1 pseudogene is annotated in these 512 nt (G+C 50.2%); it reads right to left on the reverse strand.

From position 1 onward, the window contains the following. A pseudogene (locus QHT84_RS14200) lies at positions 1-512 on the reverse strand (hypothetical protein); the annotation flags it as partial.

Genomic DNA, 512 nt, shown 5'->3' on the forward strand with positions numbered 1-512 from the left:
CAACTCGGAGTCCCTGCACTGGCGACACTAACAATATTCAATGTCGTATTGGCCGTGTAAGTACCACTAATGGTTGCTGTTCCCGCTCCGTTTAAGGTAACCGTTTGATTCGCTCCCCCGTTGATGTTATACGTTACCGTAGCATTCGGAGTACCGGTCAAGGTAAAGGTAGCGCTGCTGTTCGAACAAATCGTCGTCGGACTTACCGACGCACTCGCCGTTGGTAATGGCAACACCGTTAAAGTAACACTGCTGGTTTGCGGATTCACACAACTCGGAGTCCCTGCACTGGCGACACTAACAATATTCAATGTCGTATTGGCCGTGTAAGTACCACTAATGGTTGCTGTTCCCGCTCCGTTTAAGGTAACCGTTTGATTCGCTCCGCCGTTGATGTTATACGTTACCGTAGCATTCGGAGTACCGGTCAAGGTAAAGGTAGCGCTGCTGTTCGAACAAATCGTCGTCGGACTTACCGACGCACTCGCCGTTGGTAATGGCAACACCGTTAA

It is taken from the genome of Flavobacterium sedimenticola (assembly GCF_030053345.1).
Classification (GTDB): Bacteria; Bacteroidota; Bacteroidia; order Flavobacteriales; family Flavobacteriaceae; genus Flavobacterium; species Flavobacterium sedimenticola.